Source organism: Wolbachia endosymbiont (group A) of Udea olivalis (genome assembly GCF_964028365.1).
In the GTDB taxonomy this organism is placed as follows: domain Bacteria; phylum Pseudomonadota; class Alphaproteobacteria; order Rickettsiales; family Anaplasmataceae; genus Wolbachia; species Wolbachia pipientis.
This window is the reverse complement of the sequence record NZ_OZ034773.1, coordinates 1,443,391-1,457,320: the sequence shown is the minus strand read 5'-3', so window position 1 is coordinate 1,457,320 and position 13,930 is coordinate 1,443,391. Positions and strand designations below refer to the sequence as shown.

Below are 13,930 nucleotides of genomic sequence, written 5' to 3'. Positions count from 1 at the left end.
TCAAATCGCAATGTTCGTACAGTTGTGTGTCTGGGCACTGGATGCGTTTGAAGCAGCTTATAAGATTTTTGATTATATATCATCAAGTATAGCGTGATTAACTTCGACTTTATACTTTGATTCCAGATAGCTAATTAATTGCTCTTTTAGCGATATCATCACACGTTTTCCGGTGTCAAGCGTGTTTAATTTGCCATTTGATGAATGCATTTCTTTTAGAACACCTATTATAATTTCATTATTGTATTGAATAGGATCTGTCACTGAACCAGTTGTTTTCATATTGAAAATCTCTTCTACAAAAGAAAAGGGGTAGTTTTGTTGATCCACTTTATTGCGGTGCATCTGCTGACCTTTAACTAATTCCACACCTTGAATTTCTTCCAAATCTGTTTTTTCTCTTAGTTGAACTGCAACCTCTTGCCCGAATTTAAACATTCTTTCTTTTATAAACTCACTACGCCAAAGCTCTACCGCTAATGCCTTGCCTTCTTCAAAACTTTGCAATTTGGGTGGAAAGATATCGACGATTTTTACACTAACAACGGCGTCCCCAACGCCCTTAAAATAACCTTTCTGATCCTTTTCTCGCGAAAAAATGAAAGAAATCAAATCACCAGAATCTCCTACGTTATTACCGCTTTGATCTTTTCCACTCGCATCTACTGGACCAATAGTTTGTATAGGTAAATTATATTCACTCAATATTTCTTCAATTTCTGAACCATTGTATATCTTATAGTTCACTTGGTTTATGAAATCATTGACTCTTTCAAAAGACTTTTGGTTAGTTAGAACTGACTTTATGTCTTTTTTTAAATCAACTAAGTCTTCATCAGAGATTTGATGCGCACTTTCCACTTTTACTATGTGCCAACCAAAACTGCTTGCTAAAACTTCACTTACTTCACCTACTTTAAGAGCAAATACCTTCTCTCTCACGTCTTCTGGTAAAAAATCCTTAGTTATATTATTTACTCTAGTTTCCTCAAGTTTTGCTTTGCCAAACTCTTCTACTATCTGTTCAAAGCTTGTTTTACCCTCCTCAAATGCTCTTCTTGCTGTCTCAGCTTCTTCTTTGGTAGAAAATATTGCATTGAATATATCTCTTTGATTTTTAAGTTCTTGTTGTTCTATTATACCATCAACTTCTTCATCTGAGATCTTGATTTGATCTTCAAAATACTTTTGGCCTAGGGAAATATATTGCGCAGTTCGATACTCAGGATAATAAAAATGGGATTTATTTCTTTCGTACAAATCAAGTAAGGCTTGATCATCTGGTTCAGGAATGTTTGTAACTGCATCTTCAGTTATTTTAACAATATCAACTACTCTAGTTTGGTAGCGACTTTTGTATATCTGCTCATCAATTTTCTCGCCAAAAGTTACTGGATAATTATCTTTAAATAATGAAGTCATGAACATCATTGCAGGCAGGACTTTCTCTAGCTTTGCTATATACTCTTTCTCTGTCATATGCAGGTCATTTAGCGTTTCATAGAATTTATTTTTGTCAAATTCACCTTTATCATTTTGAAAGTATTTGGTGTTTTTAATATGGTTTTTTATAGATTCTTCTCCAACTGTCAACCCCAGCTCACTAGTTAGGTTAAACAATAGTTTTTGCTCTATAAGTGCGTTAAGCAAATCATATTTCAGCTTTTTTACTTGTTCTCTACTCGCATCAGATCCAGAAATTTGCTTTTCATAATTTTGATATAGTGATTTATACTCATCTGACATTATAACTTCTTTTCCAACCCTAGCTACCTCTTCTTTTTCATCATCACCTGATAAAAGGTTGCCAATTCCCATGAAGATTAACAAGCAAGCTAAAAGGACAACGGTTACTTTAGTGAAAAAATTTTTAACATTCATTTTAAACCCAGTTAATTAATGATTAATTATAGAATAGTGATAATTTAATGCTTGTAAACCTGTTGCTTTATTAGCTAATATATATAATATTACAATATATTAACTTAAAATTTAACTCTCTAATCTTAAATAGGAACATATGTTTAACTGAGTTATACTATACCTTAGGAAGGGGAAATATTTTGTTTGAAATATGCTTAAAGGTAAGCGCATTTAATTAACTTAAGAGGTGGGAAATGACAAACAAAAAGTTATTGAATGACAAAATTAATGCTTTTTTAGTTTTAATAGTTTATATTTTAGCTCTGTATAACAGTAAGGGATACTTTAAATGGGAGATGCTTTTTTGATGTCAATGGAATCTTCTAAGGGCAATAACGATAGAAATAAACAGTTTCTAGTGCAAATAGCTGCTTGGTTAGTAGACAACACTGGTTTAACTTTTAATCAAATAGCACAATGTTGCAGATTGGCCCTTGAAGAAGTACAAGACATAGCTGATGAGGAAATAGGAGTAGAAAAATATAACCCTATTATTTCTGGAATAATTACTGAAAAAGAAATCGATGATTGCAAAAAAAATCCAAATCGTGTACCAAATTTGATTATAAAAAATATAAAAAAAAGGAGTAAAGCGATTGGTAGCATTCTTGGCTTTGCCTCTACGGCAAGACGTAGAGATAAACCTGATGCGATTTATTATTTAGTAAAAAAATTTCCTATCTTGGACAATAACGTTATAGCTAAATTAATTAGTACAACAAATTACACAGTTGAGCAGGTAAGAGATGGATCTCATCATAACATGCAAAATATAAAACCCCAAGATCCTGTACTACTCGGCTTATGTAGTCAAGAAAATTTAGAAGCAGAAGTGGAAAAAGCAAAAGTAGAAGAGGAGAAGCAAGAAAGGTTAAAAAAATATAAAGAATAGCTATTGAAAATCCTCAAATTTTTGTGCTTTGTTAACATTAAATTAACTTGACTTGCTAGTGTTTATTAGTATAATGTAAGTAAAGTACGGGGTTTAATAATAATTAAGCTTAATACGCACTGAAACTAACTCAGCCTAATTTATTATCTTATAGTCACATTTTAGGTTAGTAAGCATCAATTAAAATTTTTGGAGGATTATGACAACAATCAATGAAGATGTTTTGGCAAAAGGAAAGGTTACAGCTCAACCTGAAAAAAGTGAGCAAATTTACAATAACGATACAGTAAAACAGATGGTCAATGAAGGTACTGAGAAAAACAGAAAAACATTAGATCTGAGCGAATTAAAAGAGAAAACAGCAGAAGAATTGTTAGAGTTAGCTGAAGAAAGAAAAATTTCAACTAACGGTAAAAGCAATGGTAGAATGCTAAAGCAGGAAATAATATTCAGCTTAATGAAAAAAATGAGTGAAGAAGGAGGCATAACCACAGGGAGTGGAATAGTGGAAATATTGCCTGATGGTTTTGGTTTCTTACGTTCAGCAAGTGCAAATTATGCCCCAAGTACCGATGATGTTTATATTTCTAACGGGCAAATAAAGAAGTTTAATTTACGTACAGGAGATATGGCATATGGAGAAATAAGGCCACCTGGTGATAAAGAGAGATATTTTACTTTAACTAAGGTTCAAAGTATAAACTCTACTGAAGTAAGTGAATTAAGAAAGTACGTCCATTTTGATAATTTGCTTCCTCTTTATCCTGAGGAAAGCATAGTACTTGAGTGTAATAATGGTGATGATAAAAAAGGCTTAAGCATGCGTGCTATAGATATAGTAGCTCCTCTTGGAAAAGGGCAAAGAGCGTTAGTAGTTGCTCCACCTCGCACAGGAAAAACTGTATTGCTTCAGCAAATGGCTAACTCTATAGCTATAAATCACCCTGAAGTAGAATTAATAGTGTTACTTATAGATGAAAGACCTGAAGAAGTAACAGATATGATACGTTCTGTAAAAGGTGAGGTAGTAAGTTCTACGTTCGATGAGCCTGCTTACCGTCACGTACAGCTTGCTGAAATAGTAATAGAAAAAGCTAAAAGAATGGTTGAGCATAAAAAAGATGTGGTAATTCTACTTGACAATATTACTAGACTTGCACGTGCTTATAATGCGGTTATTCCTTCGTCTGGGAAAGTTCTAACTGGTGGTGTAGATTCAAACGCACTGCAGAGACCAAAACGCTTTTTTGGAGCAGCTCGTAATATTGAGAATGGGGGTTCTTTAACTATAATCGCCACAGCTCTTATAGAGACTGGTTCAAAAATGGATGAAGTTATTTTTGAAGAGTTTAAAGGTACAGGAAATGCTGAGATCATACTTGATAGAAAACTTTCTGATAAACGTATATTTCCAGCTATTGATATTACAAAATCCGGAACAAGGAAGGAAGAGCTATTAGTTGATAAGGCTATACTAAATAAAATATGGGTGGTGCGTAGGATACTCAATCCTATGGGACCCGTTGAAGCAATGGAATTTTTACGTGACAAACTACTTTTAACAAAGAGCAATGCTGACTTTTTTAACTCCATGAATCACTAAAAGTAAGCCAGTTATGATGGATATGCTGAGCAAAAAGTAAAACGCTCTTATAGCTAAAATAATTTGGATTTACCAAAATATATTTATAGTTAAGTTGGCAATTTACCTTAAGTTAGCGCGTGACACTGGAATGACACCCTTGGTGGCAGACAGCTAAAGGAAAATATCAACTAGGTTTATAATCTATCACTACCGTGTTTGCAATTTTGTCGTGAAAAGCTTGTTTATGTTCATCACCTACTGCACATACTAAAACTAAGATTAGTATAGCTAAGAATAAAATGGGATTACAAAGTGATATGCAATAAATTATAAAAAGAGCTATAGTCCTTTTCATTGCTTGCATTGTAGTGATTGACTCAAATGTATCTTTGTCTTTTACACGCATGCTAAATAACAAGTGTCCTGGAGTGCCGCCAAATTTTACTAGCATGAATATATGAAATATACATGGTATCATTAAAAATAAAGAAAATACAATCGTGGTGATTACAATTATTGCACCCATGATCCCTTGTATTGCGTGTGTAAGTGAGAAACCCACCGCCATTAAACCAAATGGTATTGCGATAAATAAAATACAATCAACTATAAATGCTAGAGTACGTCTTGTCATCGTTGAGTAGTTTACTTTTTTATCCATGTACTACCTATAAAGAAAAATATCAACTAGATTTATAGTCTATCACTACTGTTTTTGCAATTTTATCGTAAAAAGTCTGTTTGCGTTGATCAAATACTGCAAACAAAAATAAAATTAGCACAATTAAAAGATATAGAAAAGTATAACCATGATAATGCAGATGAAGCAAAAAGCGAAAAATAATCCAGATGCTTCCCTTAGAAATACATCTTATTGTTGCTTGCATAAGGGTAACATTTGTAAATGTATTAGCATCTTTAATATGCATACCACACAATAGTTTTCCTGGGGTACCACCAAGTTTTGTTACCATTAATATTTTGGATATTGTTAGTACTAATGTTGCGACCACTGTAGAAACTATAAATGGTATTTCTGTTGCTAGTTGTGCAAGTTCCTGAAAAGAGTCTTTATCTTGATCTTGTAATGATACGATGAATACACCATAGATAAAACCGAAGATAAAATGAGGGGAAAATATGATGAGGTCAAGTATTTCTGCTACAATACGCCTTGTAAATCCTACATAATTTACTTTAACATTTATTTCAGTATTCATAACCCCACCTATATTTCATAATATCATCATATGATATAAAAATACGTTATTAAATAACCGTAAATATACTAACTTGGGTAATATTAGCTACTTGTGCCACTCTATTATTTAAATTAATATTAAATCATTTATAACTAGGGAAGTTATGTCAACACTAATCACAGTTGCATATGGCGACGGTATCGGACCAGAAATCATGGAAGCGGTGCTGTCGATATTGCGCGAAGCAGAAGCGGAAATCTCAATAGATATTATTGAAATAGGGGAGCGTGTTTACAGTAAAGAATGGTCTCACGGAATTTCTCCAAGTGGTTGGGAATCAATTGAAAGGACAAAAATATTATTAAAATCTCCGACAACAACTCCTCAAGGTAAAGGGCACAAAAGCTTAAACGTTGCACTCAGAAAAAATCTAGGGTTGTATGCAAATATCAGACCATGCATTTCATATCATCCTGTTATAGAAAATAAATTCGATAAGTTTGATATCGTAGTGATACGTGAAAATGAAGAGGACGTTTACACCGGAATAGAGCATAGGCTCACTGGTGACTCTTACCAATGCACTAAAATTATTACTAGATCTGGCTCAGAGAAGATATGCAGGTACGCTTTTGAATATGCAAAAAAACACAACAGAAAAAAAGTAACTTGCCTGACTAAAGATAACATCATGAAAATGACCGACGGAACTTTCCATGCCGCGTTTGATCGCATTGCAAAGGAATACCCAGATATAAAGGCAGAACATTATATAGTTGATATTGGAATGGCGCGTGTTGCAACAGAACCGGAGAATTTTGATGTTATAGTAACCGAGAACTTATATGGCGACATATTATCAGATATAGTCGCACAAACCTCTGGATCTGTGGGGCTTGCCGGAAGTAGCAACATCGGGAATGAATACGCAATGTTTGAAGCAGTGCACGGTTCTGCCCCTGATATTGCAGGAAAAAACATAGCCAATCCTTCTGGTCTTTTAAATGCTGCAGTGCATATGCTAATTTACATAGGTCAAGTGGGTACTGCAAAACTAATCTACGATGCATGGCTCAAGACTTTGGAGGATGGAATACACACTGCCGATTTATATAAGGAGAAAAGAAGTAAACAGAAAGTTGGTACCAAAGAATTTGCAGAAGCTGTTATAGATAATTTAGGAAAGAAACCTGCTGAGCTTATAATTGGCAGTGGTTCGGATAGTAAAATAAATTTGGATAGTAAAATAAATAAAGTACAAGACAATTACGAACAAGATTACAAAGTTAAAAAGCTAGTGGGTAGTGATATAACTCTCGCTTGGGACAAATCCAGTAATGTTGATCAAATAGTAGGATTATTTGAATCAAGTAATCTGCAAATGATAGCAATATACTCAAAAGGACTTGCGATTTGGCCAGGAAACTCAAAACCTTCAAGTGACCAAATAACCTGTAGGTTTATCGCAAATAATGAAAAGCAAGCTATTACAAATAGTGATGTAAATAACTTGCTAATCAAACTCGAAGAACACAATTTTGACGTGGTGAGAATGGACAAATTGTATTTGTATGATGGGAAAGAGGGGTTCTTTGTTTAAATATTTAAAAGAGGTGTGGTAAATGAGATGGACTCAAAAAAAGTAGAACTAATATTTGAAAAGTTTCAACAATCAAATCCTGCGCCAAAAATAGAGCTAAATTATACCAATCATTTTACGTTACTGGTTGCGATAGTTTTATCAGCGCGGACAACTGATGTAAGCGTTAATAAAATTACAAGAGAACTATTTAATATCGCTGATACGCCAGAAAAAATGCTGAGCTTTGGGCAGAGTGAGCTGAGAAAATGCATAAGCAGTATTGGTTTATATAATTCCAAAGCAAAAAATATAATCGGGCTTAGTAAAATATTGGTAGAACGATACAACAGCAAAGTACCTACTAATTTTGATGATTTGGTGTCTTTGCCTGGAGTGGGGAGAAAGAGCGCTAATGTGTTCTTAAATTCGGGGCTTGGCATTCCAACATTGGCAGTTGATACTCACGTTTTTAGAGTGAGCAATAGAATTGGGCTTGTGAAAGAAAAAGATGTGTTTAAAACAGAGCAATCTCTTTTAAATGTGGTTCCCAAAAAATACCTGCTTTATGCTCATCATTGGCTAGTTTTGCATGGTAGATATGTTTGCAAAGCACAGAAACCTTCGTGTGAAACGTGCATAATTCATGATTTATGTGAATTTGAGTGCAAAAGGTATAAAGTCTAGTATTTCTTCTTTTGTCATCCAAGTAGCTATAGAAACGAAAAAACTTACTTGACACATTTTGCTGGAATGACACCAGTTGTTATTCAGACAACAGTTATGCAAGAGATCTGATTACATCTAAGCTAACAATGGACCACTAGATATATTCCTAACCACGTTGACCTGATTCAATATTTTATTAGTGGGATTGAAATAATTTTCTATAAATTCCTTATATATAGCTGTTAACTTGTGTATATCGTTTACTGATACGCATTCGTTTATCTGATGTGCGGTTTTGTTGATTATACCAAATTCAATCACTGGACAAACATCTTTGATAAACGCAGCGTCAGATGTGCCACCACTTGTGCTAAGTATAGCATCAATGTTGGTAACCTTACTTATTGCATCAAGCATAATATCAGTATTTCTATCGGGAGTAGAGAGGAAAACGTCCCTGCTGCTATGCACAGAAAGTTTATAATCGCTAGTTACACTGGAGCATATTTCATCAATCAGCTTATATAAGCCACCCGGTGTTTGTTCATTGTTATATCGAATGTTAAAACGTGTAGTTGCTGAGCCAGGTATTAGATTGCTAGTATTATTTCCAACATCGATAGTAGTAACTTCGCAATGTGAAGGCTGAAAATATTTATTACCATGATCAAAAGTAGTATTTTTTACCTTACTCAATATCGATATTACCTTATATATTGGATTGTCTGCTAGGTCTGGGTAGGCAACGTGCCCTTGTTTTCCATGGCAAATTAATTCAAATGTTACAGAACCTCTTCTGCCTATTTTTATGGTATCACCTAATTTCTCACTACTGGTTGGTTCGCCAACCACACAAAAATCTATCTTTTTCTGCTTATTTTTCATCCATTCCAAAACTGCCTTTGTTCCATATTCTTCCATGCTTTCTTCAGCACTGGTAATCAATGCACTTATCGAACCATTAAATTGAAACTTCTCTGCAATCAAATTTACCATAGCAGCAATAAATGCAGCTACTCCGCTTTTCATATCAGCGGCCCCTCTTCCATATAGCATTCCATCCCTCACTTCTGGATTAAATGGACCAAATGCCCAATCTTTTAACTGACCCGGTGGTACAACATCAACGTGCCCAGCAAAGCACAAATTTGGTACTCCATTTATATATTTCGCATAAAGATTTTTAACTTTATCACCAAATTCTAAAATCTCACAATCAAAGCCGCTCTTCTTGAAGATTGTTGCTATATACTCTATTGCCCCGCTGTCTTCTGGTGTTATACTCTCAAAAGAGATCAATTTCCTAGTTAGCTCTACAGGGTCAATTTTCATGTCAATCTTAAAATACTTATACTGCTATATTGTAAACACTCTATGCACTATTTAAAACAAATATTACATCAAACCGAACAAACTTTTCTAAGGGAAGTAATAACAGATTACTACCTTGCTGATGATATCTATGAAATATGCACACGACACGGAAATGACGTCTTTCTAGTTGCAGATAAAAATACAGCAAAACTTTTAAACAAAAACGTACTTAATAAAATTCCTAACTTAATTATTCCAGCTCCACCTGTCATTCCAGCGCGTGACACTGGAATCCATAAGTTGTTTTCCTGGATCCCAGTGTCAGCTACTTGCATGACACCAAGCAGAGCTGCCTCTCTTGAAACTGTAAATCTAGTTAGAAACAAAGCAAAAGACAGTGACTTAATAGTTGCATTTGGTAGCGGCACTGTTAACGATATCTGCAAATATGCAAGCTACCTCGAGAAAAAAGATTATATATCGTTCCCAACAGCCGCTTCTATGAATGGATATACCTCTGCAAATGCTTCAATATTAGTAAATGGATATAAAAAATCGTTCAAAGCACATCTTCCAAGAGCAGTATATATAGATATAGACATACTTGCCAATGCACCACTGCGTCTCACATTAAGCGGATTTGCAGATTTCATTTGTCGTTCAACAGTTCAGGCTGACTGGCTACTATCTCATTTGTTGCTTGGCACAGAATACAATGAATTACCTTTTACACTTGTTCGCGATTTGGAGCAAATTTTGCTAAGAGAGTATACGGCGCTTACTAAAAGAAGTAGAAAAGTGGTCCTATTACTTATGGAAGTTCTACTAATTTCAGGACTTGGAATGGTAATATCAAAAGGCAGCTATTCTGCAAGCCAAGGAGAGCATATGATAGCTCACGCAATGGAAATGGTAACAAGAGATCATTCCTTACTACATGGCGAAAAAATTGCTGTTACGACGATTACCATGGCTAATTTGCAGGAAAAGATATTATCAATACAAAACCCGATTATCAAACCGACCACTTTAGATGTAGAACATATAACTCAGTGCTTTGATAATATCGAATTTGTAAGAACTTTTGAACAGAAGCAAATTATGCAGCAAAAAATCCAAGAGATTATTTGTAAAGAATGGCATAATATTTCCAGTTTAATTAAGCAAAATTTACTACCTGCAAAACACCTGCAAAAAATATTTGAAGATCTATCAATTCCACACTTACCAGAGCACCTCAGTTGGAATAAAGAACAATATTGTAAAGTGGTCGATCTTGCGTTTACAACAAGAGATAGATTCACCTTTCTTGACTTAGCTAACTGCATAGAAGAAAGTTAAGTTTTGTAGTGAAATTCTGTCATTTAAAGAGATCATAGGCCAAAAGCTAAACCCTTTTCACAATCTCTTATCCATTGTCTCCTCACCTGAGTGGATATACAACTCATTCCAAGTAACTGACACTGGGTTTCACCAGTAGCACTGCTTTGCTAAACATAGTTTAGTTCGAGTGGCTGAGGAGGGACTTGAACCCCCGACCAAGAGATTATGATCCTCCTGCTCTACCAACTGAGCTACTCAGCCTAATTAAAAACCTTATTATACACACGATCTATATGTTTCGTATAATACTTCAAATCAAACAAAGATTCAAGTTTTTCCGAGTTAATAACCTTAAGTAAGGGTTTATCTTGTTTCAATTCGGCCAGAAAATCACTGTTGTTTTGTTTCACTTTCATTGCATTGCTCTGAACAATTTTATACGCCTCTTCCCTCGCCAAACCACTATTTACTAACTCAAGCAATACACGCTGTGAGAAAACTAAACCTTTTGAAGAATTTAAGTTCTTTTCAATGTTTTCCTTATTGATCACCAATTTATCTATCAAATCTGTTAATCGCACTAAAGCAAAATCCATTGTTATACAAGCATCAGGAGCAATGCATCTTTCCACAGACGAGTGTGATATATCACGTTCGTGCCACAATGCAACATTTTCTAACGCAGGAAAAACATAACTGCGTATTAAACGTGAGAGTCCAGTCAGATTTTCACTTAAAATAGGATTACATTTGTGTGGCATAGCAGAGCTTCCCTTCTGCCCCGTGGAAAAATGCTCAGAAATTTCGCCGATTTCAGTTCTTTGCAAATGACGAATTTCAACAGCAACATTTTCTATTGAGCTTGCAATCACTCCCAAAACTGAAAAGAACATAGCATGTCTATCACGAGGAATGACTTGAGACGATATGATTTCAGGTATGAGTCCTATTTCTTTCGCTACATATTCTTCAACAAACGGATCAACATTTGCAAAATTGCCTACTGCACCTGATATTTTACAAATTGAGATCTCTTTTTGCGCGCTAATTAATCTCTGATAATTGCGTTTAAATTCAGCATAAAATCTGGCAAATTTTATTCCAAGAGTTGTTGGTTCTGCATGCATTCCGTGACTGCGTCCAACACAAACAATATCTTTATAGTCCTCAGCTTTTTTTTTCAATGCTGCAAGTAAATTTTTTAGATTCTCGAGCAAAATATCACAGGACTCTTTCAGTTGCACCGCAAGGCATGTATCCAAAACATCAGAACTTGTCATTCCATAATGAAGATAACGAACATCAACTCCCGCTTTTTTAGCAATATATGTCAGAAAAGCTATAACATCATGTTTTACAATGGATTCAATTTCGTTGATACATTCAACATCAAATTCAATAGCACCAGAGAGGTTCTCAGCAATATTATTCGGAATCACTCCTAACTTTGCTTGAGCTTCACACGCTAATTTTTCTATTTTAAGCCATATATTAAATTTATTATTTTCCTCCCAAATGGAAGACATTTCTTTTCTGCTATAGCGGGGAATCATTTTTGATTTATTCCAATAATGGTGTCATTCCAGTGCGTGACACTGGAATCCAGGTATAAAAGTATTTGCAAATTATTCAATGGACAACGGATTCTAGAAGCATAAAATAATGTCCATGATGAAATAAACTGGATCCCAGTGTCACGCACTGGGATGACATGAGGGAAGCACTGGGATGACACCAGCTTAGCCATGGCAGACATTTCTTTTCGGCTATAACAAGGGATCATCTTTGATCAGCTATCATCACCATCAGCAGCTTCTTTATTCGCATCTTGCTCTGCCTCTTGTTGCTCAGACTTCTGATTTTGCAATTTTACTTGCCTTAGCTCATTTGCATCTGTTTCGGATTTCACGACGTATATAGTAATTGGTACTACTACTTCACTATGTAATTCTACGTTTACTTGGTATTCACCCAAGTTTTTGATGCTTACTCCACCAAAAGATAAACTACGGTGGTCTATCACATGTCCTTCTTGTAGTAAAATTTTCGCAATTTCACGTGTTGTTACAGAACCAAAAATTTTACCATCCTCTGAAGCTTGCTTTATCAATACCACAAACTTATCATGTAGTGACAATGCAAGCTCTTTTGCTACATTTAATCTTTTTATATTCTCTTCTTCCAGTAATAAACGTTGCTCCTCTAGCTTTGTTAAATTTTCCTTGGTAGCTTTCACCGCTTTTCTTTGTGGAAAAAGAAAATTACGTGCATAACCTGGTTTAACTTTGACAACTTCACCAAGCTTACCTAAAGTCCTTATATTTTCCTTTAAAATTATCAACATAAATTACCTAAACTTTTTTAGTACAGTAAGGAATAAGAGCTAAAAAACGTGCCCTTATGATCGCTAAGCGTAACTTCCTTTGTTTTTTTGCACATACGCCTGTTAATCTTCTAGGTAATATCCTACCATAGTCAGAGGTAAACTTGGATAATAAATCTATATTCTTATAATCTATGTCTTCATCTTTAGACGCAGCAAGAGGGCAAACTTTAGAACGCCTAAAGCCAGTCCTATTATTTACAGATACGTAAGAATTATTAAAACTATTTCGTCTTTTCATCATTATGCGCTTTGCTCCTCAATTTGTTTATTCATCATATGAGATTTACCTTCAAAAATTTTATCAACCTGCACAGGAAAGTGGCGAATAACGTTCTCATTAAGTTTCATTCTACGCATAAATTCATCCAGAATGCTTGCAGTAGAACTTATGCACATTATACAATAATGACCGCTCTTCATTTTATTTTTGTGATATGCAAAATCCAAAAGACCCCAATGTTCATACTTGATTAATCCTGATGCTTCAATGTTTTTCAAAAGCATTTCCAACGCTTTGCTCGATTGAGTTGGACCGTTTATTCTAAAATCTTTCAAAATATCTTGAAAAATCTTTATTAGATGTTCTGAAATATTTCTCTTCAAAGCATTTACTGCGTTATGGATAAACGCACTTTTAGTACTGCCTCCTAGAAATTTTGTAAAATCTTGCGTTATTCCTAAATCTTTTAGGTCATCTTTCAACTCTTTATCGATTTTTGACTTCACTTCTTTCAAATTTGAAAGATCTTCTTCCAATTCAACCCATAAAATTTTTGTAAGATCTTCCAAGAAATCAGAGTAAGCAACTAGACCTTCTTTAATGTTTTCAGCACGCACTTCTAACTCTTGTGTTGTAAGCTTGTCATTTCCTTTTTTCAGAATATCCCTGATTTGCTGGAACATAACATCTGCTTTAATATTTTTCAATGAAACAGCTAGCTCTTGGACCATTTCCTCTACTTCTTGCTGTAATAATCCTTGTTGTGTTATAAAAGTAAATTCATAAAGATTCACTATATCTTCCTTTAATACCGATTAAATATTTCATTATATAAAG

Annotated in this window: 13 protein-coding genes and 1 tRNA gene; 5 read left to right on the top strand and 9 right to left on the bottom strand. The window is 34.5% G+C overall.

All coding sequences use genetic code 11. The features are described 5' to 3' along the window. Positions 1 to 72: 72 nt before the first annotated feature. Positions 73 to 1,881: a peptidylprolyl isomerase gene (locus tag ABWU32_RS06845; RefSeq protein WP_015589207.1), complete on the bottom strand. Its 1,809-nt coding sequence runs from the start codon at positions 1,879 to 1,881 to the stop codon at positions 73 to 75. A gap of 331 nt (positions 1,882 to 2,212) precedes the next feature. On the opposite strand from ABWU32_RS06845, the gene ABWU32_RS06840 reads away from it, so the two are divergent. Further along, positions 2,213 to 2,815, top strand: coding sequence for a cell cycle transcriptional regulator TrcR (locus tag ABWU32_RS06840; RefSeq protein WP_015589206.1), 603 nt, complete (start codon positions 2,213 to 2,215; stop codon positions 2,813 to 2,815). Between the two features lie 199 nt (positions 2,816 to 3,014). After that, on the top strand, positions 3,015 to 4,418 hold the full coding sequence (gene rho, locus ABWU32_RS06835) for a transcription termination factor Rho (protein WP_007549497.1): 1,404 nt from the start codon (positions 3,015 to 3,017) through the stop codon (positions 4,416 to 4,418). A gap of 166 nt (positions 4,419 to 4,584) precedes the next feature. Here rho and ABWU32_RS06830 read toward each other — a convergent pair whose 3' ends face one another. Both ABWU32_RS06830 and ABWU32_RS06825 read right to left on the bottom strand, forming a co-directional pair. Then, positions 4,585 to 5,061 carry an RDD family protein gene (locus ABWU32_RS06830; RefSeq protein ID WP_006279800.1) on the bottom strand — a complete coding sequence of 159 codons (477 nt, stop codon included), beginning with the start codon at positions 5,059 to 5,061 and terminating at the stop codon, positions 4,585 to 4,587. Between the two features lie 22 nt (positions 5,062 to 5,083). Next, positions 5,084 to 5,620 (bottom strand): RDD family protein, encoded by a 537-nt coding sequence (locus ABWU32_RS06825; RefSeq protein WP_006279799.1) that lies wholly within the window; start codon positions 5,618 to 5,620, stop codon positions 5,084 to 5,086. Between the two features lie 145 nt (positions 5,621 to 5,765). On the opposite strand from ABWU32_RS06825, the gene icd reads away from it, so the two are divergent. Continuing rightward, a complete protein-coding gene (icd, locus tag ABWU32_RS06820; protein WP_141456998.1) occupies positions 5,766 to 7,202 on the top strand; it encodes an isocitrate dehydrogenase in 1,437 nt (478 codons plus the stop codon). A 27-nt stretch (positions 7,203 to 7,229) separates the two neighbouring features. Beyond that, entirely contained in the window at positions 7,230 to 7,868 is a 639-nt protein-coding gene (nth, locus tag ABWU32_RS06815; RefSeq protein ID WP_353278967.1) for an endonuclease III, read from the top strand. Positions 7,869 to 7,985: 117 nt separating this feature from the next. On the opposite strand, the gene dapE is transcribed toward nth, so the two are convergent. Then, a complete protein-coding gene (dapE, locus tag ABWU32_RS06810) occupies positions 7,986 to 9,182 on the bottom strand; it encodes a succinyl-diaminopimelate desuccinylase (protein ID WP_015589204.1) in 1,197 nt (398 codons plus the stop codon). Positions 9,183 to 9,224: 42 nt separating this feature from the next. Here dapE and ABWU32_RS06805 point away from each other — a divergent pair, with 42 nt between their 5' ends. Further along, on the top strand, positions 9,225 to 10,505 hold the full coding sequence (locus tag ABWU32_RS06805) for an iron-containing alcohol dehydrogenase (protein ID WP_141457000.1): 1,281 nt from the start codon (positions 9,225 to 9,227) through the stop codon (positions 10,503 to 10,505). A 170-nt stretch (positions 10,506 to 10,675) separates the two neighbouring features. Here ABWU32_RS06805 and ABWU32_RS06800 read toward each other — a convergent pair. From ABWU32_RS06800 to ABWU32_RS06780, 5 genes are all read right to left on the bottom strand, one after another. Further along, a tRNA-Met gene (locus ABWU32_RS06800) sits at positions 10,676 to 10,748 on the bottom strand. Continuing rightward, the gene (gene purB, locus ABWU32_RS06795; protein WP_012673216.1) at positions 10,748 to 12,040 is read right to left on the bottom strand and encodes an adenylosuccinate lyase; all 1,293 of its coding nucleotides are present in this window, start codon (positions 12,038 to 12,040) and stop codon (positions 10,748 to 10,750) included. Before purB ends, ABWU32_RS06800 begins: the two co-directional genes overlap by 1 nt. Positions 12,041 to 12,276: 236 nt before the next feature. Next, on the bottom strand, positions 12,277 to 12,831 hold the full coding sequence (rplI, locus tag ABWU32_RS06790) for a 50S ribosomal protein L9 (protein WP_141457004.1): 555 nt from the start codon (positions 12,829 to 12,831) through the stop codon (positions 12,277 to 12,279). A 7-nt stretch (positions 12,832 to 12,838) separates the two neighbouring features. Continuing rightward, positions 12,839 to 13,114 carry a 30S ribosomal protein S18 gene (gene rpsR / locus ABWU32_RS06785; RefSeq protein WP_007548890.1) on the bottom strand — a complete coding sequence of 92 codons (276 nt, stop codon included), beginning with the start codon at positions 13,112 to 13,114 and terminating at the stop codon, positions 12,839 to 12,841. Beyond that, positions 13,114 to 13,887, bottom strand: a complete 774-nt coding sequence (locus ABWU32_RS06780; RefSeq protein WP_065094495.1) for a 30S ribosomal protein S6 — start codon at positions 13,885 to 13,887, stop codon at positions 13,114 to 13,116. The genes rpsR and ABWU32_RS06780 overlap by 1 nt, the downstream gene beginning before the upstream one ends. Between the last annotated feature and the right edge of the window lie 43 nt (positions 13,888 to 13,930).